The organism is Stenotrophomonas sp. TWI602 (assembly GCF_039674045.1).
Taxonomy (GTDB): domain Bacteria; phylum Pseudomonadota; class Gammaproteobacteria; order Xanthomonadales; family Xanthomonadaceae; genus Stenotrophomonas.
The window spans coordinates 1-19,381 of the sequence record NZ_JBDJMT010000015.1 but is presented as its reverse complement, the minus strand read 5'-3'; the positions used below and the strand labels follow the sequence as shown (position 1 = coordinate 19,381).

Below are 19,381 nucleotides of genomic sequence, written 5' to 3'. Positions count from 1 at the left end.
CGTGCGGACGTGAGGTCGGGCCGCGATGTTAGGTCGACTGCGCGTGGCCCGCCGTCGATATCAGGCCGATGGCGATAGAATCCGGGCCATGCGCAATACCCTGCTCGATCCCTTTGAAGATCTACCTCGCGCCGTGGTGGTCACCGCCAACGACTACGCCGCCGGATCCGTCTTCCCCGATCACGCGCACCGGCGCGGTCAGTTCGCGTTTGCCTCGCGCGGCACCATCAGCCTCACCACACCCGAGGGACGCTGGCTGGTACCACCGCAGCGTGCCTGCTGGGTGCCCGCAGGCGTCGCCCACGCCATGGCGATGCGTGGCCCGGTCACGATGCTCAATGTGTTCGTGGCAGCGGACGAAGTGGCGGCGGTCCGGTTGCCTGCGCGCTGCGGCGTGTATGCCGTATCGGCGCTGCTGCGGCACCTGATGGACGATGCGGTCGACCTGCCGGCGATGTACGACCTGGACGGTCGCGGCGGTCGGCTGATGCAGCTGCTGGTCGCGGAGATCGCCGCGATGCCACGCCTGTCACTGCATGCACCGCTGCCCCGCGACCCGCGCCTTGTGCGCACCTGCCAGCAGCTGTTCGATGCGCCCTCGATCGCCGCCTCGCTCGATGAGGTCGCCGCCGAGGCGGGCATGAGCCGGCGCACGTTCACCCGCCAGTTCCGCGCGGACACCGGGGTGGGCTTTGCCGAATGGCGCCAGCAGGTGTGCCTGCTCGCCGCGATCGAACGCCTGGGTGCCGGGCAGCCGGTCACGCGGATCGCACTGGATCTGGGATACGCCAGCCCAAGCGCGTTTTCGTCGGCGTTCCGCCGCGTGCTGGGGGAATCGCCCAGCCGTTACGCGGAAGCACGCTGACGATCACCATGCGCTGAACGCCAAACGCCCCGCAATGCGGGGCATCCGACGGTGCAGGAGAATCAGCGCGTGCCGATGATCCGCACATGCTCCACATCGATATCGGTGGGCTTGAAGCGATGCGTATCGACTTCTCCCTGCAGCTCCACCACGGTCGTCGCGCTGACGGGCTGCCGGTCGGGCAGATCCTTGTCATCGATCTCGACGTCGATCTCGCCGGTGGCATCCTTGAAGCGATAGCGTTCGTGGCCGATCTTGGCGATCAGCGTGCCCTGCAGTACGACGGGCTGGTCATCGCGCTGGTCGCGGGCTTCAGCGACGGTGGTGACCGCGCTGGTCGCGCCAGGGCCGGTGTACTGGGCATGTGCGCCGGCGCTGACCACGCTCAGCGGTGCGGCGATGAGGACTACGGCGATCAGACGATTCATGAGGGACTCCATGGGCGTGAGGGTGACCGCCAAGGTTGTACCTCGATCGAAGTGAGGCCCATGCAAGAAGTACGAAAAGAGGTGACCGGCGGCGCCCAAAAAAAACGCCCCGCAGTGCGGGGCGTTTTCATCACAACCTGCCGGGGCGATCAGCCCTGGTAGTCGCGCACGTCGCTGCCGGTGTAGACCTGGCGCGGACGGCCGATCTTCATTTCCGGATCGACCTGCTGTTCCAGCCAATGGGCCACCCAGCCGGAGGTACGGCCGAGGGCGAACATGACGGTGAACATTTCGGTCGGGATCTGCAGCGCCTTGTAGATGATGCCGCTGTAGAAATCGACGTTCGGGTACAGCTTGCGGGCGACGAAGTAGTCATCCTGCAGCGCGGCCTGCTCCAGCTTGACGGCCACGTCCAGCAGCGGATCCTGCACGCCCAGCTGTTCCAGCACCTTGCCGGTCATCACACCGATGACCTTGGCGCGCGGGTCGAAGTTCTTGTACACGCGGTGGCCAAAGCCCATCAGGCGGAAGCCGGAGGTCTTGTCCTTGGCCTTGAGCACGGCGGACTCGACGTTGTCGGCCGAACCGATCTCTTCGAGCATCTTCAGCACGGCTTCGTTGGCACCGCCGTGGGCCGGACCCCACAGCGCGGTGACGCCAGCAGCGACCGACGCGTACGGGTTGGCACCGGTCGAACCGACCAGACGCACGGTCGAGGTCGAGGCGTTCTGCTCATGATCGGCGTGCAGGATGAACAGCAGATCCAGCGCCTTGACCACGTCCTGGTTCAGCTCGTACTGGCCATCGGCCGACTCGAAGGTCTGCTTCAGGAAGCGGCTGACGTAATCCAGCGAGGTGTCCGGCTTGTTGGCCGGCAGGCCCTTGCCGTGGCGGTAGATCAGGGCCGACAGGGTCGGCACCTTGGCGATCAGGCGCACCGCGGCATGACGACGCTGTTCGGCGTCGGACAGGTCCAGCGAAGCGTGGTAGATGCCCGACAGCTGCGCGATGGCGGCGGTCAGGATGGCCATCGGATGGGCATCCTTGGCGAAGCTGCCGATCAGCGTGTTGATCGACGGATCCACATCGGCTTCGGCCGCCAGCTCGTCGGTGAAGGCCTTCAGCTGCTCGGCGCTCGGACGCTCGCCGTTGATCAGCAGGTAGGCCACTTCGACGTAGCTCGACTTTTCCGAGAGCTGCTCGATGGGATAGCCGCGATACAGCAGCACGCCCTTGTCACCGTCGATATAGGTGATGGCGGACTTGCAGCTGGCGGTGGCGGTGAAGCCGGAGTCGTACGTGAAGAGACCGGTTTCCTTGGTCAGCTTCGAGATATCGACGCAATCGTTGCCGAGCGTGGGTTTGATGACTGGCAGAACAACCGACGTGTCGCCGGCGTTGAGCGTGACCTGATCAAGATCGGACACTGTGTGCGCTCCTCGAGGGAAGGCGCCCGCCCAAGCGCATGGGTCAGGCACGTGAAGGAAGTCCACGATCGTTATCGTGGATCCCGCCATTATCGCACAGCAACATTTTCGACGCCCTAGGACGGAAGTCGTAGACGCAGGTTCCGGACCGCGCCGCAGGCGCTATCCCAGCGCGCGCAAGGGCTCGCGCCAACGCACGGACACAGCGTTCCGTCGGCGGGGCATGCGGGCCTCACCTGGCGTTCAGCAAACCGGGAACAACAAAAAACAACGGCCGCCAAGGCGACCGTTGTTTTCAAGCAGCTGCGTCGACAGATCAGGCCGCGGTCGGCGCCGGCTTGCCGAAACGCTTCTGGAACTTGTCGATACGGCCGCTGGTGTCGATCACCTTGTGCTTGCCCGTGTAGAACGGATGCGAAGCCGAGGAGATTTCAACCTTGACGAGCGGATACTCGTTGCCGTCTTCCCACTTGATCGTGTCCTTGGTGGACATGGTCGAACGGGTCAGGATCTTGAAATCAGAGGTAACGTCGTGGAAAACCACGTCGCGGTAAGCAGGATGAATATCGGCCTTCATGGGCGCGCACCGTAATAAGGGCTGGTGGTCAAGAGCGGCATTATAGTCCCGGCCGCCGCAAAGGGCAAGCCGGGTCCATCAACCGTGCGAAAGGTCCGCCGCAGCGGCGTCATCAGACGCCGAGTGCCGCCCTCACCTGGGCCTCGAAACGACCCTGGTCGTAGGCCATCAGCAGCTGAGTGTTGTCAGGCTGCCCGGTCTGGCGGTTCCAGTCGACAATGGTAGCACCCCGACTGTGCACACCGGCCAGTTCCACGTTCAGCGGACGGGATTCGACCCGCAACGCGCCTTCCGGCTGCAGCGCCCAGGCCATCGCCAGGGCATCGGCGGCGTACCAGCGCTCGCCACGGCTGTCTTCGGACCACAGGCGGGTCTGGCGCGAGATCAGTTCGTAGAAACGGGCCTTGTCGCTATCGGCCGCCAGCCACTGCTCGACGTCGGCATGCAGCAGGCCGTGGGCGACGGTGGCCTCCCAATCGGCCACTTCGATGTGCGGGAAGCCGGTGAACACGATGTGCGCCGCCTCCGGATCGAAGGCGATGTTGAACTCGGCGGCCGGGGTGATGTTGCCGTGGCAGGTCACCGCCCCGCCCATGACCAGGAAGCGCTTCACGCGCTGCGGCAGGGTCGGGTCGAGCTTCAGGGCCAGCGCCAGGTTGGTCAGCGGGCCGAGTGCAACCAGGAACAGCTCACCGGCGTATTCGTGCGACAGGCGCAGGATCGCCAGCGCGGCGTGCTCGGCCTCGGCCTGGCGCTTGGCGGCCGGCAGGTTCACATCGCCAAAGCCATCGGCGCCGTGCACATGGGCGGCATCGACGGAGGGGTGCAGCAGCGGGTCGGCGGTACCGGCGTAGACCGGCACGTCGTCACGGCCAGCCACTTCGCACAGCTTCAGGGCATTGCGGACCGTGTGGTCCAGGCCTACGTTGCCGGCGGCGATGGTCAGGCCAACGATATCGTGGCGCTCATCGGCAAAGGCCATCAACAGGGCCAGGGCATCATCGACACCGGGGTCGGTGTCGATCAACAGCGGAATCTTCTTGCTCATCGTTGCCGTCTTGATAATCGGCAAGGGACTTTCGCACCCTGTCATGACAAATACAAGGCGGTGCCCGCCTGCTCCTCATGGTAGCCAGAAGGCTTTTCGGCAGCAGATGTGCGTGGCTGCTGCTTCGCTTGGTTTCCTCGCAGTCGGATGGGCCACTCCGCGGCCGGTAGGCCTGTCTACAAATGTCCCCCGGTATCCGCCTGGCGGCGGACTATGCCGACGCGTACCGCACGGCCGTGCCAATCCAGCGCCGCACGACCTGGTCGGCCACGTCCGGCGCCTCCGCCAGCAGCCGCTCGGCAAGCGCGTGCACGCCGGGCAACAGATCCGCATCGCGGGCCAGATCGGCCATCCTGAAGCCGGCCAGGCCGGTCTGTCGTGTGCCCAGCAGTTCGCCCGGGCCGCGCAGCTCCAGATCCTTCTCGGCGATCAGGAAGCCATCGTTGGTCTGCCGCATCGTTTCCAGCCGCTCGCGCGCCATGGTCGACAACGGCGCCTGATACAGCAGCACGCACCGCGAGACCGCCGAGCCGCGCCCTACCCGGCCGCGCAGCTGGTGGAGCTGGGCCAGGCCGAGACGCTCGGCGTTCTCGATGATCATCAACGAGGCATTGGGCACGTCCACGCCCACTTCGATCACGGTGGTGGCCACCAGCAGATCGATCTCACCGGCCTTGAACGCGACCATCGTCGCCAGCTTTTCACTCGCCTTCAGCCGCCCATGCACCAGCCCCACGCGCACGCCCGGCAGCAATGCCTGCAGCGATTCGAACGTGGCCTGTGCCGGCGTGGCATCGAGCTCTTCGCTTTCCTCGATCAGCGTGCAGACCCAGTACACCTGCTGACCTTCGCGGCACGCGACCGCGATGCGCTCGATCAACTCCGGCCGGCGATCATTGTTGAGTGCCACGGTCTGTACCGGCGTGCGTCCGGGCGGCAGTTCGTCGATCGCCGAGACATCCAGATCGGCGTATTCGGACATCGCCAGGGTGCGCGGAATCGGTGTCGCGGTCATCACCAGCTGGTGCGGCACGCTGCGCCCATCCGCCCCCTTGTCGCGCAGCGCCAGCCGCTGGTGCACACCGAAGCGGTGCTGCTCATCGACGATGGCCAATGCCAGGTCCTTGAACACCACACTGTCCTGCATCAGCGCGTGCGTACCGACCACCACCTGCGCCTCGCCCGAGGCGACCTCGGCCAACACCTTGGTGCGCGCCTTGCCGGTAACCTTGCCGGCCAGCCACGCCGTGCGCACGCCCAGCGGCTCCAGCCAGGCGCGCAGATTGTTCATGTGCTGCTCGGCGAGCAGCTCGGTGGGTGCGGCCAATGCGACCTGCTTGCCCCGCTCCACCGCCAGCATCGCCGCCAACGCAGCCACCACGGTCTTGCCCGAGCCGACATCGCCCTGCACCAGCCGCAGCATCGGATGCGCCTTGGCCAGGTCCTTGCGGATCTGCTCGAACACGCGCTGCTGCGCACCGGTCAGCTGGAACGGCAGGCTGTCGCGCAACTGCGCCACCAAGGCACCCTGCCCGCGCAGCGATGGCGCGTGATGCGCCTGCAACGCCATGCGCTGACGGCGCAGACTCAAGTGGTGCGCCAGCAGTTCTTCGAGGGCCAACCGGCGTTGCGCCGGATGTCGGCCCGCGGCCAGCGCCACCAGATCGGCGTCCGGCGGTGGCCGGTGCACGGTCAACAGCGCACTGCGCAGCGAGGGCAACCCCAGCCCCGACAACCACCCGGCTGGCAGCAGTTCCAGCGTGGATTCTTCCGGCAGCCTGTCCAGCGCCAGGCCGATGAACTTACGCATCGTCGCCGGCCCGACCCCCTCGACTGCCGGATAGACCGGATCGAGGCTGTCGCCCAGCTCGTCATCCTCATTGCCGCCCATCACCCGGTAACTGGGATGGACGATCTCCAGCCCGTGATGGCCAGGCTTGGCGGTGCCGTAGCAGCGGATGCGCGTGCCCACGGCAAACTGCGCGACCTGCTGGGCACGGAAATGGAAGAAACGCAGCACCAGCGTGCCGTACGAATCATCCTCGATCGCGACCTTGAGCACCGGCCGATAGCGGAACCCGCGCTCCACCGCACTCACCCGCCCCTCCACCTGCGCCGCCAGCCCCGGCTGCAACTGGGCAATGGTGGTCAGCCGGGTACGGTCTTCATAGCGCAGTGGCAGATGCAGCCACAGATCCTGCAGCGACGACAGGCCACGGGCGGCCAGCTTGATCGCCACCGCCGGCCCGATACCGGAGAGCATCGACAACGATGCCTCCCCGGCCGCGGCCAGCGCCGGTGCAGGAGCCCGTGACCGCGCCACGTCAGGCCTGGTCGAGCACCATCACCGCATCGACTTCAAAGTTGGCGGCCTTCGGCAGACCCGCCACTTCGATGGTCGAACGTGCCGGGAACGGCGCCTTGAAGTAATCCTGCATGACCGCATTGACCTTGGCGAACTCGCCCAGATCGGTCAGGTACAGGCCCAGGCGCACGATCTGATCCAACGAGCCACCGGCCTCTTCGGCCACGGCCTTCAGGTTGTCGAACGCACGACGCGCCTGCGCCTCGATATCGCCTGCACCCACGATGTCACCGGTAGCCGGGTCCAGCGGGATCTGGCCGGAGAAGTACACGGTGTTGCCGGCACGCACAGCCTGCGAATACGGACCGATGGCCGCCGGGGCCTTGGCACTGGTAATGATCTGACGGGACATGGAAGCTCCAGGGGGACAAAAATGGGCCCACCATTGTACCGCCGGACTCGCCCTCCCCGAGAAGCATCCGAAGCCGCAATCGAAGCCGCAATCCCTGGTAGAGCCGACCGTTGGTCGGCTGGCCGGAAAATGACGAAGACCGCTGGTCGGCTGGCCGGAAAATGACGAAGACGATTGGTCGGCTGGCCGGAAAATGACGAAGACCGTTGGTCGGCTGGCCGACCATATCGATCATCGCCGCGCGGGGGGCGAGCAGCCGACCAACGGTCGGCTCTACCCCGGGGTGTGCCCATTGCCCGGCGATGAGGCATTGGAGCCGATCATCGCCGCGCGGTGCACGGTAGCCGACCATCGCCGCACGGTGCACGGCAGCCGACCAACGGTCGGCTCTACCCCCCGGTGGTGTGCCCATTGCCCGGCGAAGAGGCGTTCGAGCCGATCATCGCCGCGCGGTGTGCGAGCAGCCGACCAACGGTCGGCTCTACCCCGGTGGTGCGCCAAGAGCGCCCGGCCCCATCACCGCCGCGCGGAACGCGGTTTATTGCCGGCGAACCGACTGCACCACCGACAACCGCCGCAGACGCCGCATCACTTCCGCCAGATGGTTGCGATCACGCACCTGGATATTGAACGCCAGCACCGCCGCGTTGAAATCGCGGTCCAGATAATCCACCCGCTCGATGTTGGAATGGCTCTGCGCGATCGCCGCCGCCAACTGCGCCAGCACGCCGGTCCCGTTCTCCACCTCCACGATCAACGACGTGTCGTAATCCCCCGACACCGTCGTATCCCATCCGATCGGCACCCAGCGCTCCGGCGACTTGCGCAGCTCGGCCAGGTTCGGGCAGTCCAGACGGTGCACCACGATGCCCTTGCCGGCCGTGTGGTAGCCCATGATGTCGTCGCCCGGAATCGGCTGGCAACAGTTCGCGAAGCTCACCACCCCGCGCTCGCTGCCGTTGATCAGGATCTTTTCCTGGGAATGCTTCGAATGCGCCCCACCGCGCAGCTCCGCATATGCCATCAGCGCCTGCGCGGCCTGGTTGGGCATCCAGTTGCCCAGCGCCACTTCGGCCAGCAGGGCCTCCAGGCGCGGGTAACGGTGTTCGGCCAGGAACGCATCCAGCCGCCCCTTCGGCAGGCGTTCGAGCGAGCTGTCCATCGCCTCCAGCGCGCGGTCCAGCATTCGATGGCCCAACTGCACCGCGTCCTCGTGCTCCAGCTGCTTGAGCTGATGACGGATCGCCGTGCGTGCCTTGGAACTGACCACGAACTCCAGCCACTGCGGCTTGGGCGTGGCCGAACGCGCGGTGATCACTTCCACCGTCTGCCCACTGACCAGCTTGGTGCGCAGCGGCACCAGCTTTTTGTCCACGCGCGAGGCCACGGCCATGTTGCCCACGTCGGTGTGCACCGCGTAGGCGAAATCGAGCGCGGTGGAATTGCGCGGCAGCGCCAGGATCTTGCCCTTGGGCGTGAACAGATAGACCTCGTCCGGGAACAGATCCACCTTGACGTTGTCCAGGAATTCCAGCGACGAGCCGGCGGCACGCTGCGAATCGATCAACTCCACGATCCACGCATGCGCACGGCTCTGTGCGCTGTTGGGCGAGTCGCCGCCGAACTTGTAGGTCCAGTGCGCGGCCACGCCGCGCTCGGCGATCAGGTCCATTTCCTCGGTACGGATCTGCACCTCGATCGGCGAGCCATACGGCCCGAACAGCACCGTGTGTAGCGACTGGTAACCGTTGGCCTTGGGGATCGCGATGAAATCGCGGAAGCGCCCGTCCAGCGGCTTGAAGGTGGCATGCACCGCGCCGAGCGCGTGGTAGGCGCTGGGCACGTTGCGCACGACCAGGCGGAAGCCGAACACATCCATCACCTGGTCGAAGGATTTGTTCTCGTCGTGCATCTTGTTGTAGATGCTCCACGGGGTCTTGATGCGGCTGACCAGCCGGTGCTCCAGCCCTTCCTTGGCCAGCCGCTGGGACAGCTGCACCTCCACCTGCGCCATCGCCTCCCGGCGCACCACCGGCTGGCTGCGGATGTGCTTTTCCAGGATCGCGTGGCGCCACGGATACAGCGCCTTGAAGCCCAGGTTCTGCAGCTCGCTCTTGACCAGGCTCATGCCCAGCCGCTGCGCGATCGGCGCGTAGATTTCCAGCGTTTCGCGGGCGATGCGGCCGCGCGCTTCGCGGCTCTGCGCACCCAGCGTTCGCATGTTGTGCAGGCGGTCGGCCAGCTTGATCATGATCACGCGCAGGTCGCGCGACATCGCCAGCAGCATCTTGCGGAAACTCTCCGCCGCCGCCTCCTGGCGGTCGCGGAACTTCAGCTTGTCCAGCTTGGTGACGCCATCGACCAGTTCGGCCACGGCTTCGCCGAACTCGGCGGCCAGCTCCTCGCGGGTCAGCGGCGTGTCTTCGATGGTGTCGTGCAGGATCGCGGCGATCAGCGCCTCCACGTCCAGGCCGAGCTCGGCCAGCACCTGGGCCACGGCGACCGGATGGGTGATGTAGGGCTCGCCCGACTTGCGGGTCTGGCCGGCATGCGCGGCGGCGCCTACTTCCCAGGCGCGGCGCAGCAGTGGCAGTTGGTCGGGCGGCAGATAGTGCGCTGCGCGCTCAAGCTGGAGGACATAGTCGGGTACGGCCGCGCCGGCGGGCGTGGCGACCTTGGCAGTGGGGCCTGGGTTCATGCTCAAAGACTATGCCAGCGGCGTGATATCGGCAAATCCTGAACAGGGAGTTTCACCTGCAACAACACGGCCCCGCCGCAGCCACTGGCGGCACAAACGAAACAGCCCGCCAAAAGGCGGGCTGTTCGCAGCAACAACAACGGACGCGCGAGGCGATCAGTCGTCGTTCTTGGACATGTCTTCGTCGGCGACGACTTCGGCAGCGGCCCATTCCAGTGCTTCACGCTCGGCACGCTCGCGCTCGGCCTTCTCGACTTCGTCGATCAGGGCGTTGTCGATCTTGCGGGCGGCAATTTCGCGCAGCGCCAGCACGGTCGGCTTGTCTTCGGTTTCGCTGTTGTCCAGGGTGGCCTGGACGCCATTGGCCAGCTGACGGGCGCGCTTGGACGCCATCATGACCAGTTCGAAACGGTTGTTCACGACTTCCAGACAATCTTCTACGGTGATGCGGGCCATGCGGGCTCCCGGCAGCCGGTGAGGGCTGCTCAATCGAATGAGGGAAAGGGGACGGATTGTACCGGCCAGGGCTGGACAAAATCAAGCCAACCGGCTAGCACCCCGTTGAGAATCAGTCAGTTGTGGCCGGATCCTGGGTCAGCAGGGCCTGGATGAGGCCCGCGTGGCGGACCTTCTGGGCTTCCCGGCGCAGGCGGCTGGCCGTGAAGATGGCACACAGCTCGTCCACCGCGGTCTCGAAGACCTCGTTGACGATCACGTAGTCGAAGTCGTTGAAGTGCAGCATCTCTTCACGCGCGGCGGCCAGGCGCTGGGCGATCACCGCCTCGCTGTCCTGCCCGCGCTTGCGCATCCGGTCCTGCAGCGCCTGCTTGGACGGCGGCAGGATGAACACGGTGACCGTGCCTGGCACCAGCTGGCGGACCTGCTGGGCGCCCTGCCAGTCGATCTCCAGCAGCACGTCCTGGCCGGCCGACAGCTGCGGCTCGACCGACTGCCGCGCGGTGCCCTTCCAGTCGCCATGCACCCAGGCATGTTCGAAGAAGTCGCCGGCGGCGATCATCCGCTCGAATTCCTCGGCGCTGACGAAGTGGTAGTGCTCACCATTGATTTCACCCGGGCGCGTGGCGCGCGAGGTGAACGAGATCGACAGGGCGATCTGCGGGTCGCGGGCCAGGGTGGCGTTGACGATGCTGCTTTTGCCGGCCCCGGAAGGCGCGGCCACGATGTACAGGGTGCCGCGCGCAGGCGCGCCGACGGGCGGGATCGGGCTGCTCATTCGATGTTCTGCACCTGTTCGCGGATCTGGTCGATCAGCACCTTCAGCTCGACGGCGGCATTGGAGGTGCGGCTGTCCACCGATTTGGAGCCCAGCGTGTTGGCCTCGCGGTTGAACTCCTGCAGCAGGAAGTCCAGGCGGCGACCGACCGGCTCACGCTGCTTGAAGACGCGGCGGATCTCGGCGATGTGGCTGCCCAGGCGGTCCAGCTCCTCATCCACGTCCAGCTTCTGCAGCCACATCACCAGTTCCTGTTCGGCACGGCCGGGATCGACCGGGTGCGGCAGGTCGGCCAGGCGGGCCGCCAGCTTGGTGCGCTGGCCTTCGCGGATCAGCGGGATCAGGGTGGTGACCTCGGCGGCAATGCGCTCGATGCTGTCCACGCGCTCCTGGATCGCGGTGGCCAGCTTGTCGCCTTCACGCTCACGCGCGGCAACGAAGCCGTCCAGCGCCGTATCCAGCAGCGCCAGGGCTTCGGCATGCAGCGCGGCGGCATCGACCGCCTCGCCCTGCATCACACCCGGCATCTGCAGCAGTTCGGTGAAGCTCACCTGCAGGCTCGGGAAGCTCGAGGACAGCCGGGTCGCCAGCTCGCCGAGCTGGCCCAGCAGCGCATCGTTGACCACCAGTGCACCGGTGACCTCCGGCGCGCGCAGGCGAATGACCAGATCGATCTTGCCGCGGCTGCAGCGGGAAGCGACGCGCTCGCGCAGGTGCGGCTCCAACGCACGCAGTTCTTCGGGCAGGCGGACGCCGACCTCCAGGAACCGGTGGTTGACCGAGCGCAGCTCACAGGCCAGCGTGCCCCAGCGGGTGGCGCGCTCGCCGTTGGCATAGGCGGTCATGCTTCGAATCATGCGGGTTTCCGGTGCTCTCAAAGTGCAAATGGTACCCTAGCGGTCTCCTTAGAGCCTCCTCGCCCGCCGGTCCCCGGCCCGGGCGTGGCCCCGCATCCCCCGTCTTACCGGAACTTGAGCATGACTGATTCCCGTCCCAGTGGCCGCCAGGCCGACCAGCTGCGCGAAGTGCGCATCGAGCGCGCCTTCACCCGTCACGCCGAGGGCTCGGTGCTGGTCAGCTTCGGCGAGACCCGCGTGCTGTGCACGGCCAGCGTGGAAAACCGCGTGCCGGGCTTCCTGCGTGGCAAGGGCGAAGGCTGGGTGACGGCCGAGTACGGCATGCTGCCGCGTTCGACCCACACCCGTAACGACCGCGAAGCCGCCCGCGGCAAGCAGGGTGGCCGTACCCTGGAAATCCAGCGCCTGATCGGCCGCACGCTGCGCGCCTGCATCGACCGCGGCGCGCTGGGCGAGCGCACCATCACCCTGGACTGCGACGTGCTGCAGGCCGATGGCGGCACCCGTACCGCGGCCATCACTGGCGCCTACGTGGCCCTGGTGGATGCGGTGAACTTCCTGATCAAGCGCGGTGACATCAAGCGCAACCCGATCTTCGGCGCCGTCGCGGCGGTGTCGGTGGGCGTGTACCGCGGCACCCCGGTGCTGGATCTGGATTACGCCGAAGACAGCGACTGCGATACCGACATGAACGTCGTGATGAACGACGGTGGCGGTTTCATCGAACTGCAGGGCACCGCCGAAGGCCACGCCTTCCGCCGTGATGAACTGGATGCGCTGCTGGTCCTGGCCGAAAAGGGCATCAAGGATCTGTTCGCTGCGCAGCAGGCGGCCCTGGCCAAGGCATGAACCGTCGTATCGCCCTGACCACCCTGGTAGTGGCCGACTACGACGAGGCGATCGCCTGGTACACCGGCGCGCTGGGCTTCAGCCTGATCGATGACATCGACCAGGGCGACAAGCGCTGGGTGGTGGTCGGGCCGGGCGACGGCAGCGCGGCCGCCTTGTTGCTGGCACGTGCCAGCAACGACGAACAGCGCGCGCGGATCGGCAACCAGACCGGTGGCCGGGTCGGATTTTTCCTGAACACCGATGATTTCTGGCGCGACCACGCAGCGATGACCGCGCGTGGCGTGGTCTTCCTCGAAACCCCACGCGAGGAGGTCTACGCGACGGTCGCGGTGTTCCGCGATCTGTACGGCAACACGTGGGATCTGCTGGAGCCCAAGCAATGAAACTGGTCCTGGCCAGCGGCAACGCCGGCAAACTGAAGGAACTGCAGGCCATGCTCGGCGGCCTGCCGCTGGAGATCGTGGCGCAGGGCGAACTGGGCGTCAGCGACGTCCCGGAAACCGGCCTGACCTTCGTCGAGAACGCCCTGATCAAGGCGCGCCATGCCTGCCAGAGCACCGGCCTGCCGGCGCTGGCCGACGATTCGGGCCTGATCGTGGATGCGCTCGACGGCGCACCCGGCCTGTACAGCGCGCGCTATGCCGGCAGCCCGACCAACGATGCCGCCAACAACGCCAAGCTGCTCGAGGCGATGCGCGATGTACCGGCCGATCGGCGCAGCGCCCGCTTCTATGCGGTGATCGTGCTGCTGCGCCATGCCGATGATCCCCAGCCGCTGATCTGTGAAGGCAGCTGGGAAGGCGTGATCCTCGATGAGCTGCGTGGCAGCCACGGCTTCGGCTACAACCCGCTGTTCCTGGACCCGGTGCTGGCGCAGACCGCGGCTGAAATGGCGCCGGACCTGAAGAACGCGATGAGCCACCGCGCCAAAGCCCTGCAGCTGCTCAAGCAGAAGCTGCCCGCCCTGCTGTGATGGCACACGACCCCTGCTCCCACCTGCCCGGCGAAACCTGCACGGGTGATCACGACCACGCTCCGCGGTTGGTTACGCCGCCGCTGGCGTTGTACGTGCATCTGCCGTGGTGCGTGCGCAAATGCCCGTACTGCGATTTCAACTCGCATGCGGCCAAGGGCGAGCTGCCGTTCGAGGCGTACATCGACGCGTTGATCCGCGATCTCGATCAGGATCTGCCGCTGGTCTGGGGCCGGGTGGTGAGCAGTGTGTTCTTCGGTGGCGGCACGCCGAGCCTGTTCCCGCCGGAGGCGATCGACCGTTTCCTGCAGGCGGCCTCGGCCCGGCTGCGTTTCGCGCCGAACCTGGAAGTGACGCTGGAGACCAACCCGGGCACCGCCGAGCACGGCCGTTTCGACCGCTACCGCGCGGCCGGGGTGAACCGGATCAGCTTCGGCATCCAGACCTTCAACGACGAGGCGCTCAAGCGCCTGGGCCGCATCCACGACAGCGGCGAAGCCGAGCGTGCGGTGAAGCTGGCCCAGGATGCGGGCTACGACAACTTCAACATCGACCTGATGTACGCGCTGCCGCAGCAGACGCTGGCCCAGGCCGAGCATGACCTGGAACGCGCGTTCGCGCTGCAGCCCACGCACATGTCGCACTACCAGCTCACCCTGGAGCCGAACACCGTGTTCTTCGCGCGGCCGCCGCAGGGCATCCCCGATGAAGATTCGGCATGGGACATCCAGGAGCACTGCCAGCAGATGCTGGCCGAGGCCGGCTATGCGCAGTACGAGGTCAGCGCCTACGCAAAACCCGGCCGGCAGAGCCAGCACAACCTCAATTACTGGCGCTTTGGCGACTACCTGGGGATCGGCGCCGGTGCACACGGCAAGATCAGCAGCGGCGCTGAAGAACACGTGCTGCGCCGCTGGAAGCACAAGCATCCGCAGACCTTCATGGACACTGCCGGAACCGCAGCCTCGATCGGCGGCGACGATGTGATCAGCGCCGAGCGACTGCCGTTCGAGTACATGCTCAACCTGCTGCGCCTGCATGAAGGCTTCAGCCTGAAGGATTTCGAATCGCGGACCGGCCTGCACCGGGCACGGATCGCCGAGCCGCTGCGCATTGCCGTGGCCAAGGGCTGGATGACCGTGGCCGGCGATGACGCCATGCCAACCGAACTGGGCCGGCGCTTCACCAACGACGTGGTCGAGCTGTTCCTGCCCTGAGCAGGCGGCGCCTGCCCGGACGGTAATGCCGGCCGCTGGCCGGCGCCGGGAACCTCGAACCTTGTCGCTTCTGGCAGGGACCGGGCGAAACCGTTAGATTCCGTGTTCTCAGGGGAGCTGGAAGAACATCGGATGTCTGCGCCCGCACCTTCGTCGTCCCAGCCCGACATGACCCGCTTTGCGGACGTGGCCGCGCCGCCGCGCGTGCGTCGCCTGCTGGCCGCGCTGCACGGGCTGGCAGTGCAGACCCTCACCGCGCCACTCAAACTGACCATCGTGGAGCTCGAGCGCGAGCTGTTCCGCGATGCCGAGCGCGCGCGCAACAGCCAGATCCAGGCCGACATATTCGCGCAGGCCCGCCAGCTGCATGAGGTCAACGCGCAGTTCGGCCCACGCTTCCTGGAGGCGGTGGCGGTGAGCCTGGCCAGTTTGCGCGGTCCACGCCACGCCCAGCGCATCGTCCCGACCGAGGTATCCGTTTCGGCCACCGCGCTGACCCTGGTCAACGACACCGACGTGGACCGCGACATCGTGCTGGTGGACATCATCCGCCGCGAAGCCCAGCGCTCGGCCACCGCCCTGCAGTTGCTCGGCCAACGCTTCGGGGTGCTCGCCGCCGGACCGGCCTTCGATGTCGATGACCTGCCGTTCGGCCCGCAGGCGCTGTGCCGGATCGTGCGCGAACTGGGTGAAGACTTCGCGCTGGGCCTGGAAACACAGCTGGCGCTGTACCGCGTGTTCGACCGTCAACTGCTGGAGCGGCTGGGTGAACTGCTGGAGCGCGCCAACATCCTGTTGGGGCACGAAGGCGTCCTGCCCGCGCTGGTCTACACCCCGTATCTGGCGCGCTCGGCCACGACGCGCCGGATCATCACCGGCCCCGAGCGCGGCCTGCCCGGCGCACGCGGCGGCGCGGCGGCGCGGCCCCTGACCGGCTGGAACGGCAGCGCGCCGAGCACCGGCTGGGCAGCAATGACCGAGCACGCCATGGCCTTGACCACGGCGTCCACCGCGCCGGACAGCACCACACCCATCGGTGGCGCGGCGGCGGCCTCGCCGACGGCATCGGCGTCAGTGTCAGTGTCAGCGCCGAGCCTCCCCACCAGCCCCACTGCCGCCGACCTCGGTGCACCGGCGATGTCAGCGCTGCACCAGCTGTTGGGGGCTGCCCGGCAGGCACATGCGGCCGGCGCGGTACCTGGCGGCGGAGCGCTGGCCGCGCAAGCCGTCGGCGCCTCGGCCCAGGCCGTTGCCACCCCCACGGAAAACGCCTTCCTGGCGCCCGAGGCGCTCCCCGCGCTGGCGGTACCCGCCGAAGCCGTGCACGCCACGCTGGCCAGGCTGCAGGGCCAAGCGGTCGCTCCCGGCGGCGCCCGCCGCAGCATGGCCGACCTGCACAACGCGCTGCTCGCCCAGGTCCGGGCCGAGCATGGCGCGCAGGCCTCATTGACGGTCAAGGACAGCGACACCTTCGACCTGCTCGACATGCTGTATGGACAGATCCAGCGCGAGGTGCGGCCCGAGGCCGTGGCCGCCGACCTGCTGACCCGCCTGCAGGTGCCGGTCGCCCGCGCGGCCCTGTCCGACCCGGCCTTCTTCGTGCGCGACCAGCACCCGGCGCGCGAGCTGCTCAATGCGGTAGCCGAGGCCGGCGCCAACTGGCTGGGCGAGGAAGATGTGGATCCGCAGCTGGTGCAGAAGCTCGGCCACGCGGTCGACCAGGTGGTCAACGCGTACGACGGCGATGTGGCGGTCTTCGACACCGCCAACGAGGAGATCCAGCAGCACTTCCGCGCGCTGGCGCACAAGGCCGAACTGGCCGAGCGCCGTCATGTCGAGGCCGCCCGCGGCAAGGAGCGCCTGGAGGCGGCCAAGCAACAGGCCAGCACCAGCATCGAGCAGGTGTGCGCGCAGGCCGCGCCCCCGCGCTTCGTGCAGGCGCTGCTGAAACAGGCGTGGTCGGATGTGCTCACACTCACCCTGCTGCGCAACGGCGAGACCTCGCCGCAGTGGCAGCAGCGCCAGCAGGAAACCGCCCGGATCGCCGAGGTGACCTGCCTGGCGCCGGGCGTGGCCGAGCGCGATGATGCGCTGGGCCAGCAGGTCGAGTCCGCTCTGCTGCAGGTCGGCTATCACCAGGACGAAGCAGCCGCGATCGCGCGGCGCCTGTCCACGCCCGGCGGCGAGGATGACAGCAGTTCACGTACCGAACTCACCGCCCGCCTGCGCGCCCGCACCCGGCTGGGCGAACAGGCCGATGCCAGTGATCCGCGCAAGGTCGCCCCGCTCGCGCGCAGCACCGCCGAGGACGACTGCTATCGCCAGCTGCGCACCCTGCCGTTCGGGACCTGGTTCGAGTTCACCACCAACCAGCAGGGCGACGTGCGCCGGCAGCGGTTGTCCTGGTACAGCCTGATCACCGATAACGCGCTGTTCGTCAATCAACGTGGGCAGAAAGTGGGCGAGCATTCGCTGGATGCCCTGTCGCGGTTGATGGCCCATGGCCAGGTGCGGATCGTCACCGAAGACAAGGGCAGGCTGATTGATCGTGCCTGGCAGGCCACCCTGCGGACCCTGCGCTCGCTGGCCGGCACGCCTGCGGAGAGCGCCGAATGACCACACCCGATACCCGCCGCGCGCCGCGTCGCCAGGTGGCCGAGCTGGTCCCCGTGACCGATCTGATGGCCGAGACCGTGATCGGCCGGCTCGGCAATGTCTCCGAAACCGGCATGCTGATGCTGGCCTCGGTGCCGATGCAGGACGATGCGCTGTACCAGCTGCAGTTCACCATCCCCGGCCCGCAGGGTCAGCCGCTGCTGATCGACGTCGGCGTGCACCTGCTCTGGAGCGAGCAGACCCATGCACCGGGCCAGGCCTGGGTGGGCTTCCGCTTCCTGACCTTGGCGCGCGAATCACGCGAGCAGCTGCGGCAATGGATCGCCGAGGAAACTTCGGCAGTCTGAGCGCCGGTTCCGGCACAGCGCCCGCTGGCGGATTGCGGCAGAATCTAGGGCTGCATTCCGCACTGCCAGCGAGCTTCATGCCATGAACCAGCCAGACCTCGGCGCCCTGTATTCCCACCATGCCAGCGTGATGCGCCAGCGCGCCGATGAAGCGCTGGCCCGTGGCGGCTTCGACCATCTGGTGATTCCCAGTGGCACCCTGCATTACCAGGCCTTTGATGATCGCGATTACCCGTATGCGGTGAACCCGAACTTCAAGGCCTGGCTGCCGCTGACCAAGCTGCCCAACAGCTGGCTGGTGTACACCCCCGGCAAGCGCCCGACCCTGATCTTCCATCAGCCCTTCGATTACTGGCACGTGGTGCCGGGTGCGCCGAATGGCTGGTGGGTGGAGCATGTCGATATCCAGATCATCCGCACGCCGGACGAGGCGCTGGCGCTGCTGCCCAAGGATGCCGCGCGCTGCGCGATCCTCGGTGAGCCGCAGAGTGCGCTGGGCGCCTTCGTGCCGAACAATCCCGCACCGGTCATCGATTACCTGGACTGGCAGCGCGGCTACAAAACGCCGTATGAAATCGCCTTGATGCGCGAAGCGCAGCGACTGGGCGTGCGCGGCCACCGTGCCGCCGAAGCCGCCTTCCGCGCTGGCACCAGCGAGTTCGAGATCCACATGGCGTACTGCCGTGCGGTCGGCCAGGACGCCAACGAACTGCCCTACGGCAACATCATCGGCCTCAACGAACACGCGGCCGTGCTGCACTACACCGATCTGGGCCGCAGCGCGCCGACCCCGCTGCGCAGCTTCCTGATCGACGCAGGCGCCAGCGCGTACGGCTATGCCAGCGATATCACGCGCACCTATGCGGCCAGCGGCCATGACGAATTCCAGGCGCTGATCGATGCGGTGGATGCCGCCCAGCAGCAGATGGGCGCCGGCGTGCGCGCGGGCGTGGATTACAAGCAGCTGCACATCGACGCGCACCTGTCGCTGATGGGCATCCTCAAGGACTTCGGCGTGCTCAACGTCTCGCCGGAAGCGGCGCTGGCCACCGGCGTGAGCGCGGCCTTCTTCCCGCATGGCCTGGGCCATCTGATCGGGCTGCAGGTGCATGACGTGGCCGGCTTTGCGGCCAGCGACCGCGGTGGCCGCATCGAGCGCCCGCAGGGTCACCCGTACCTGCGCATGACCCGCGTGCTGGAGCCGGGCATGGTGGTCACGATCGAACCGGGCGTGTACTTCATCGACATGCTGCTGGACGAAGTGAAGCAGGCCGGCAATGGCGCCAGCATCAACTGGGACCGCGTGGATTTCTTCCGTCCGTATGGCGGGGTGCGGATCGAGGACGAGGTGCTGTGCACCGAGGGCGATGCCGACAACCTGACCCGCCCGGTGTTCGCGGCGGCCAGCTGAGGGGAAATGCGGGTGCCGGCCAACGGTCGGCACCACCCCGACAATCCCGACATCGCGGTAGTGCCGGCCGCTGGCCGGCTCCTCACGATGCCTGGATTCCATGAGGAGCCGGCC

General features: G+C 67.1%; 18 protein-coding genes. 8 read left to right on the top strand and 10 right to left on the bottom strand.

Annotated features, from left to right (window positions below; genetic code table 11):
• The first annotated feature begins 88 nt into the window (after positions 1–88).
• Positions 89–865: a helix-turn-helix transcriptional regulator gene (locus tag ABE483_RS13785; protein WP_070471149.1), complete on the top strand. Its 777-nt coding sequence runs from the start codon at positions 89–91 to the stop codon at positions 863–865.
• Between the two features lie 62 nt (positions 866–927).
• On the opposite strand, the gene ABE483_RS13780 is transcribed toward ABE483_RS13785, so the two are convergent.
• The 10 genes from ABE483_RS13780 to ABE483_RS13735 form a co-directional block, all read right to left on the bottom strand.
• Positions 928–1,293, bottom strand: coding sequence for a NirD/YgiW/YdeI family stress tolerance protein (locus tag ABE483_RS13780; protein WP_070471146.1), 366 nt, complete (start codon positions 1,291–1,293; stop codon positions 928–930).
• Between the two features lie 149 nt (positions 1,294–1,442).
• Positions 1,443–2,720 carry a citrate synthase gene (locus ABE483_RS13775; RefSeq protein WP_313219666.1) on the bottom strand — a complete coding sequence of 426 codons (1,278 nt, stop codon included), beginning with the start codon at positions 2,718–2,720 and terminating at the stop codon, positions 1,443–1,445.
• A gap of 316 nt (positions 2,721–3,036) precedes the next feature.
• A complete protein-coding gene (locus tag ABE483_RS13770) occupies positions 3,037–3,297 on the bottom strand; it encodes a type B 50S ribosomal protein L31 (RefSeq protein ID WP_019183873.1) in 261 nt (86 codons plus the stop codon).
• A gap of 112 nt (positions 3,298–3,409) precedes the next feature.
• Positions 3,410–4,345 (bottom strand): nucleoside hydrolase, encoded by a 936-nt coding sequence (locus tag ABE483_RS13765; protein ID WP_088432679.1) that lies wholly within the window; start codon positions 4,343–4,345, stop codon positions 3,410–3,412.
• Positions 4,346–4,556: 211 nt separating this feature from the next.
• Positions 4,557–6,668 carry an ATP-dependent DNA helicase RecG gene (gene recG / locus ABE483_RS13760; RefSeq protein ID WP_346481869.1) on the bottom strand — a complete coding sequence of 704 codons (2,112 nt, stop codon included), beginning with the start codon at positions 6,666–6,668 and terminating at the stop codon, positions 4,557–4,559.
• 1 nt (position 6,669) lies between these two features.
• Complete coding sequence (locus tag ABE483_RS13755) at positions 6,670–7,062, bottom strand: RidA family protein (RefSeq protein WP_102788192.1); 393 nt, start codon at positions 7,060–7,062, stop codon at positions 6,670–6,672.
• A gap of 538 nt (positions 7,063–7,600) precedes the next feature.
• On the bottom strand, positions 7,601–9,760 hold the full coding sequence (locus ABE483_RS13750) for a bifunctional (p)ppGpp synthetase/guanosine-3',5'-bis(diphosphate) 3'-pyrophosphohydrolase (RefSeq protein WP_121039451.1): 2,160 nt from the start codon (positions 9,758–9,760) through the stop codon (positions 7,601–7,603).
• A gap of 156 nt (positions 9,761–9,916) precedes the next feature.
• Complete coding sequence (gene rpoZ / locus ABE483_RS13745; RefSeq protein WP_005410877.1) at positions 9,917–10,216, bottom strand: DNA-directed RNA polymerase subunit omega; 300 nt, start codon at positions 10,214–10,216, stop codon at positions 9,917–9,919.
• A gap of 112 nt (positions 10,217–10,328) precedes the next feature.
• Complete coding sequence (gene gmk, locus ABE483_RS13740) at positions 10,329–10,994, bottom strand: guanylate kinase (protein ID WP_313209951.1); 666 nt, start codon at positions 10,992–10,994, stop codon at positions 10,329–10,331.
• Positions 10,991–11,851, bottom strand: coding sequence for a YicC/YloC family endoribonuclease (locus ABE483_RS13735; protein ID WP_313209949.1), 861 nt, complete (start codon positions 11,849–11,851; stop codon positions 10,991–10,993). Before ABE483_RS13735 ends, gmk begins: the two co-directional genes overlap by 4 nt.
• A gap of 120 nt (positions 11,852–11,971) precedes the next feature.
• On the opposite strand from ABE483_RS13735, the gene rph reads away from it, so the two are divergent.
• From rph to pepQ, 7 genes are all read left to right on the top strand, one after another.
• The gene (rph, locus tag ABE483_RS13730) at positions 11,972–12,700 is read left to right on the top strand and encodes a ribonuclease PH (RefSeq protein ID WP_123730306.1); all 729 of its coding nucleotides are present in this window, start codon (positions 11,972–11,974) and stop codon (positions 12,698–12,700) included.
• Positions 12,697–13,086, top strand: coding sequence for a VOC family protein (locus ABE483_RS13725; RefSeq protein WP_259259268.1), 390 nt, complete (start codon positions 12,697–12,699; stop codon positions 13,084–13,086). Before rph ends, ABE483_RS13725 begins: the two co-directional genes overlap by 4 nt.
• Positions 13,083–13,676: an RdgB/HAM1 family non-canonical purine NTP pyrophosphatase gene (rdgB, locus tag ABE483_RS13720; protein ID WP_259259267.1), complete on the top strand. Its 594-nt coding sequence runs from the start codon at positions 13,083–13,085 to the stop codon at positions 13,674–13,676. Before ABE483_RS13725 ends, rdgB begins: the two co-directional genes overlap by 4 nt.
• Entirely contained in the window at positions 13,676–14,893 is a 1,218-nt protein-coding gene (gene hemW, locus ABE483_RS13715; RefSeq protein WP_313209939.1) for a radical SAM family heme chaperone HemW, read from the top strand. The genes rdgB and hemW overlap by 1 nt, the downstream gene beginning before the upstream one ends.
• A gap of 168 nt (positions 14,894–15,061) precedes the next feature.
• Positions 15,062–17,509: a DUF1631 domain-containing protein gene (locus ABE483_RS13710; protein ID WP_346481868.1), complete on the top strand. Its 2,448-nt coding sequence runs from the start codon at positions 15,062–15,064 to the stop codon at positions 17,507–17,509.
• A complete protein-coding gene (locus ABE483_RS13705) occupies positions 17,506–17,856 on the top strand; it encodes a PilZ domain-containing protein (protein WP_313209935.1) in 351 nt (116 codons plus the stop codon). Before ABE483_RS13710 ends, ABE483_RS13705 begins: the two co-directional genes overlap by 4 nt.
• Before the next feature lie 82 nt (positions 17,857–17,938).
• Complete coding sequence (gene pepQ / locus ABE483_RS13700; RefSeq protein WP_313219660.1) at positions 17,939–19,267, top strand: Xaa-Pro dipeptidase; 1,329 nt, start codon at positions 17,939–17,941, stop codon at positions 19,265–19,267.
• Positions 19,268–19,381: the final 114 nt, after the last annotated feature.